This is a genomic window from Streptomyces sp. NPDC094147 (assembly GCF_044764265.1).
In the GTDB taxonomy this organism is placed as follows: domain Bacteria; phylum Actinomycetota; class Actinomycetes; order Streptomycetales; family Streptomycetaceae; genus Streptomyces.
In genome coordinates this window covers 1-6,075 of record NZ_JBIWHT010000070.1, presented here as the reverse complement: position 1 = coordinate 6,075, position 6,075 = coordinate 1, and the positions used below count along the sequence as shown (strand labels likewise).

The 6,075-nt window shown below is 68.9% G+C and carries 4 protein-coding genes; 1 reads left to right on the top strand and 3 read right to left on the bottom strand.

Going from position 1 to position 6,075, the window contains the following annotated elements; genetic code table 11:
* Positions 1–182: 182 nt before the first annotated feature.
* A complete protein-coding gene (locus ACIQ8J_RS35615) occupies positions 183–2,615 on the top strand; it encodes a Helicase associated domain protein (protein ID WP_403278267.1) in 2,433 nt (810 codons plus the stop codon).
* A 115-nt stretch (positions 2,616–2,730) separates the two neighbouring features.
* On the opposite strand, the gene ACIQ8J_RS35610 is transcribed toward ACIQ8J_RS35615, so the two are convergent.
* From ACIQ8J_RS35610 to ACIQ8J_RS35600, 3 genes are all read right to left on the bottom strand, one after another.
* Positions 2,731–3,588, bottom strand: a complete 858-nt coding sequence (locus ACIQ8J_RS35610) for a hypothetical protein (RefSeq protein ID WP_403278266.1) — start codon at positions 3,586–3,588, stop codon at positions 2,731–2,733.
* A gap of 88 nt (positions 3,589–3,676) precedes the next feature.
* Positions 3,677–3,913: a hypothetical protein gene (locus ACIQ8J_RS35605; protein ID WP_403278265.1), complete on the bottom strand. Its 237-nt coding sequence runs from the start codon at positions 3,911–3,913 to the stop codon at positions 3,677–3,679.
* 29 nt (positions 3,914–3,942) lie between these two features.
* The gene (locus tag ACIQ8J_RS35600; protein ID WP_403278264.1) at positions 3,943–4,383 is read right to left on the bottom strand and encodes a dCMP deaminase; all 441 of its coding nucleotides are present in this window, start codon (positions 4,381–4,383) and stop codon (positions 3,943–3,945) included.
* Positions 4,384–6,075 lie beyond the last annotated feature (1,692 nt).

Sequence of the window (6,075 nt, the reverse complement as noted above, 5' to 3'; positions counted from 1 at the left end):
TCATACGGATGAGTGTACCCGAAAACCCTCCCTGATACCACCGACTCGGCTACGATGAGTCTCGCGCATCGGGCACACTGCACCCTGTCTCATCGAATCCGATGCACTGTGTAGCATCCCGAGCCAGATGGCCATGCATGCCGGGGCCGTCAGCCCCCTCCCTCATCTTCTGGAGTTTGGATATGCCGGATACGGAAGAGATCAAGCTTTGGCCTCATCAGGTGGAGGCTGTTGATGCTGTGGTGCGTGGTCTTGATATTCCTCCGGGGAAGAGGATTCCGCGTGACGGGTTGCGGGCCACTGTAGTGGCTGCGTGCGGGACGGGAAAGACGTTCATCGCTGCTGCCTCTGCGTTGCGATTGGCGCGGAATGGGCGGGTGTTGGTGCTGCTTCCGACTCTGGATCTGCTGACCCAGACCGTGCGGGAGTGGCGTGCCGCCGGGCACACGGGGCCCGCCGTGGCGGTGTGCTCGCTGGACGACGACCCGCACCTGTGGGACCTCGATGTGCGGTCCACGACCAGCCCGCCGCAACTCGCCCTGTGGCACGGGCGGGGACCCGTCACGGTGTACGCCACCTACGCCTCCCTCGGCGTCCTGGCGGAGGCCCATGAGGGCGAGTACGGGCTGCCCATGGATGTGTTCGACCTCATGGTCGTGGACGAGGCGCACCGAACCTCTGGGTCGATGGGCAAGGCGTGGGCGGCCGTTCACGACCAGGAGACGATTCCCGCGATGCGCCGGCTGTACATGACCGCCACCCCCAGGATCTGGAAAGAACGCCCGCAGCGGCGGGAAGAGTGGGGGCGGGACCGGCTGCCGGAGGAAATGGCCTGCTCCATGGACGACCCCAAGATCTTCGGGCCGGTGGTGTTCGAGCTGTCGTTGGCGTCAGCAGTCACCCGGGGGCTTTTGGCGCGCTATCAGATCGTGGTGGTGGAGCTGACGGATCCGGTGGTGACTCCGGCGCGGCTGACGGGTGAGGAGGGCAGAGAGGAGCAGGTGCGCGGGCAGCGGATGGGCGCGTTGCAGGCCGCCCTGTTGGAGACGATGGCCGTGCACAAGTTGCAGACGACGATCACCTTTCATCACCGCACGATCGAGGCGTCCGCTTTCGCCAAGGGCCTGCCCCGGGTCGCCAAGCGCCTGCACAAGTCGGATCCGGAGCGGCATCCCGAGCGGGTGTGGGCCAACTGGCTGTGCGGGGAGCACGAGGCGGACCACCGCCGCCAGGTCCTGAGCGATTTCGGACGGCGGGCCGGGCGTGCTGTCCTTTCGAATTGCAGGGTACTGGGCGAAGGCGTCGATATCCGGGCCGTCGACAGTGTCGCCCTTTTGGACCCGAAAGGGTCGGCCGTCGATATCGTCCAGGCAATTGGGCGAGCACTCCGGCAGAAACCCGATCAAGGAAAATTGGCGACCTTGATCGTGCCGGTGTTTCTGGCACCGGATGAGAAGCCGGAAGACATGCTTATCTCTGCCTCCTACCGGCCGTTGGTGAAAGTCTTGGAGGGGCTGCGGGCGCATGATGAGCGGGCCGTGGAAATGCTCGCTATCCCGCAGGAAAATCAGAAGAGCGTCGTGGATCCATCCCACGACATCGGCCCCGAGCCCGAGGACGGCGAAGAGGAGCACCGGCTGCTGCTCCGGTTCGCGGCCCCCCGGGATCCGGTGACGATCGCCAAGTTCGTCAAGTTCCGGGTGGCCGAACCGGAGAAGCAGGACTGGGTGCGCGGCTACGGCGCCGCCGTGCGGTACTGGGAGCGGGTGGGTGATCTGGAGGTGCCCTACGAGCACCTGGAAGGCGCCTACCCGCTCGGCCGCTGGCTCTCCGACCAGCGCCGCGCGCTGCGGGCCGGGCAGATGAGCAGCGAGCGGGCCGATGAGCTGGAAGCGCTGGGGATCGTGTGGGACACCGCCGACGCCCAGTTCGCCGAGAACCTGGCTGCGGCCCGCGCCTACTTCGCCGAGGCCGGAACCTTGGCCGCGCCCCGACACGCCACCGCGCTGGACAAGCCGGTGGGACAGTGGCTCACCAACATCCGCCGACCCGGCGGACTCGGCAAGGACCCGGTACGCGCCGAGAAGCGGGCCGCCCAGCTCGCGGCGGTCGATGAGGACTGGAACCCCGCGGCGTTGGGGTGGACCGTCGACTGGCAACGCCACCACGTCGGGCTCCAGGCACTCCTGAAGGCGGGGGCGCAGTTGGGGGAGATCGTGCCGGGGGTGACGTACCGGGGTGACGACATCGGACGCTGGCTTGCCCGCCAACGGCGCGACTTCGGCCGACTCAACGAAGAACAGCAGAAGCGACTCGACAAGCTAGGGGTGGAACCGGCCGTACAGGCCCGTAAGACGCCAGCGCCGAGCGGTGCGAAGACTGGGACGGCGAAGGGTGCGGAGGCGTTCACACGGGGCCTGGCAGCGCTCGCGCAGTACGTCGAGAGGGAGCAGCGCACCGTGGTTCCGCGGCAGCACACCGAACAGATCACCATCGACGGCCAGGACCACGAGGTGCGGCTGGGGGTGTGGGTCTCCAACCAGAAAACCCGCCGCGACAAGCTGAACGGCGAACAGCTCGCCCAACTCGCCGAACTCGGGATGTCCTGGACATAACCGGGCATGGCGACCAGAATGACGGACGGTCGTTGACCAGACGATCAGGTGATGTGACAGGGTCCCGGGGCAGGCCGACGCCCCGGGACCCTTGCACGTCCGCGTGGTGCGCCCGTTACAGGACGATGCCGTCCAGGGCGCGGCGGTCGCCGGACAGAACGTAGCGGCGGGACGCCAGGCCGTGTTCGAGGGGTTCGCCGATCTGCTCGCAGAGCAGCGCGAGACGGTCGGCGGCCTCAGCGTCACCGAGGTAGGCGGGGGCGACTTCGAGCATCAGCTCACCGATGGCGTGCGCGGAAGCAACGAGTTCGTCAACCACCCGCCGGCCTTCCGCAACAAACGGCTCGACAACCGGATCGACAGCGGGGTCGACGGCCGGTGAGGTGGTCGGCAGTGCGGCGGGTGGGGGCGGGGCGTTCCGGACGTCGTGCACGGCCTGGTGGACGATGGCGCGCACCGCGTCCGCGTCCACGCTCTGGCTGCCGCTGCTCTGGGTGAGGATGGCCAGGCGCCGGGTGATCAGGTCGGCAACGTCTTCGACGCGGCCCGCAACAGCCAGAAGCGCCCGTTGGGACAGCCCGAAGTCGACCACCGCCCCGGCCACGGTGGCGGCCGAGTCTTCGGCGGTGTCTCGCATGCGAGACAGACCCGCGGGGTCTGCGGCGGTGACGGCCGCGAGGATCACGTCGGCCGCACGGGCGATGTCGAGCAGCCGGTACGCCTGCGCGCGGCTCACCCCGAACTCCGTCTCGCAGTACGCCGCCCACGACGGTTGGGACAGAGCAACCCAGACACGGGCCTCATGCGCGGCCCGGACCCGTTCCGCGAGCACCGCGACCGAACGCCGGACATCGCCGATCGCCTCCCGGATACCAGTCGTCATCGCGCGGGCCACCGCCTCATCCACCGGCACCAGCGCCCGGCCACCGACACCGCCGGAGACGTCGCCAGGATCCTCGCTGTGGGACTTCACCCTTCCAGCGTGACACCACCCGCCCGCCCCGCACAGCCAACGCAGGGGCGCACCGCAGCAAACGGCGCTCGCCCGGAACTGATCAGCCTCAGTCCCCCTCCACGTCGATCCTGACCGTGTAGCCCTCAGGGATCGGGGCATCCGTCTCCAGGTCCAGATGCAGCGACAGCCCGTCCTCGGCAGCGTGCGCACCGACGACAAGGGCGGTTGTGTCCGTGTCGCCCAGCCTCAGCCGAAGCTGCTTGCCGACGGCGTCAGCGGCCGCTTCCGCAGTCCACTCCCCATCAAGGGATGGGGCGGGAATGTCCACACTGAGAGAACCCATGTGCGTCATCGTAGGGTCGACGGACTGCGTCAGAGCAGGTGGGCGTTCACGCCTCTGGCTTCGTCCGCGAGGCCAACCAGTTCCAGCACTTCGACGCCCGCCTCACGGAGTCTCTCTACGCCGACACAGTCGACGAACCGGGTCGGCTCCCGCCACGCGATGACGACCCGGCGAACCGGTGAGGCGAGCACATGCTCCGTGCACGTCACCGGGCTCGACCGCCGCTCGCTGCACGGCTCCAGAGTCGAGTAGAGCGTGGCACCGGCCAGCCGCGGCACATCCTCTCCCGCCACCTTCACAAACGCGGACTCCTCGGCATGAACGTGCGGGTCGCTCTCCCGGGAGTACCCCCGTGCGATTTCCTGGCCCGCAGCGTCAACGAGGATCGCGCCCACGGAATAGGCACCCTCTGCCGGTGGGCACAGGCGGGACAGGTCGATCGCGCGGCGCATCCAGTCGTCATCAGTCACACTCCGGACTGTACGACGGGCCAACGCCGCCTCGGCAAGCGGCAGTTGCTGACTGCTCCTCAGCCAGGGCCCGAAGGGCCCGTCACCGCGCGCGAGGCCCCAGGCCGAGCGCACCGCCACTCCCCACGGACCCGTCCCCGCCGCACCCGCTCACCCAAGACCCCACCCTCTCTTTTCTTGATCATTGGGCGCAGGGGGACGGGCAGAAGGGGATGCCAGACCCCCCACCACACTCCACCATGGGGGCTGACCTGGGATTTTCCGTCGCGTGCCGGAACCGGGGTGTACCAGATGGTGAACCAGATATGTGTACCGGATGGCGTACCAGATCGTGTACCAGATACGGCAGTCCGGTGGGCAAGCCTCCCCGAGCTGGGCCACCAAACAGGCTTGCCCTGGGGTGGCTTGGCTTGCCCGCCCTTGCCCGGGGGCCGGGCAAGCCTGGGGCCGCCTTCGATTCCACGGCTGACGCCCCCTTGTCCTCCACCGGACGGTCAAGGAGGACGCGCCTACGATCCGTCGCGGCGGGCCACCGGCCCGACGCCCCCACCCACCCCAGCCAGCGCAGCGCCCTCCCGCCGACACGCGCCCGCCCCGCCCCCACCACAACCCCCACCACCCCAAGGCATCAGGGCCAGGCAGAGCGTACGGAGGGAAGTCGGGGTTCCGGCCACGGCTTACCAAGGGGCCTGACCTGCGTGAATGATGGGGCGTCACGGGGAGTGATGCAGCCCCTAGTACAGCCCGTTGTACAGCCTCTACCGCAGCCCCTACCGCAGTCAGCGCGGTAAGCGCGCGAGACGCCCCACCAGCCGCCGAACAACGCTTCCCCGGGCTTGGCCCCACCCGGGCGGCACCGGCGACTGTGGCGCCCACAGCGCCCCGTCCAAGCCTGGCTCCGCGCCCCGGGGCCGGCTGACTCCACGCCCACCACCGCGGCCACCGCGCCGCCCCCTCCATGAACCCCAACCTCCTGTACGGCTACCGCGTACAAGAAGGTGTCGGCGGCCGAGTCGTCCTTGCCCGCAGGGTCTGACCAGCACGAACAGCCACGATCACAAAAAGGCGGGGCCAACCCTCGGCAGTGGTCTCGGTCCCCTCTCGATCCAACGGTCCACCCACCGGTACAGCCAACTCCCGGACCAACTTGCCCGCACCACCAGGTCCGTGGACAGCCAGCCCGGACCACGCACGCGGCCCCGTACACGTCGCCGCGATCCACGCCAGGAAGAGAAGGGGCCCTCCTTCCCTATAGGGAAGGAGGTGTCAGCACACTTGCGCCGCTTACCCACGGCATCTGACCAGCCAATACCTGCTCACCGCTCGCCACCCGCTGGTACCTGCGCCGGTACCTGCGCTGGTACGTACGCCGGTACCCAGGCCGGTACCTACGCCGGTACCAGCACACCCGCCGCTGAACGGGCCACCACCGACGCTGGCCGGCCCCCACCGGCCGAGCGCCAGGGCCGGGCAAGCCCCTCCAGTACCCCCTCCAGGGTTGGGCAAGCCCCCTCCAACGCCCCCTCCACGCCGGGCAGGCCCCTCCAGTACCCCCTCCGGGCAGGGCAGGCCCGCACCACGCAAGGCCTGCGCCCCGCCTCCCCGCGCTGCCTGACGCCACATCAACCAGCAACACCCGCCGGGACGGAAAAAGTACGGTCCGGATCCGGTCGGCCTGCCCGCACATACACC

Coding starts and splice junctions, on each gene's coding strand:
- ACIQ8J_RS35615 (WP_403278267.1), top strand. CDS start 183: ATGCCGGATACGGAAGAGATCAAGCTTTGGCCTCATCAGGTGGAGGCT.
- ACIQ8J_RS35605 (WP_403278265.1), bottom strand. CDS start 3,913: ATGGGTTCTCTCAGTGTGGACATTCCCGCCCCATCCCTTGATGGGGAG.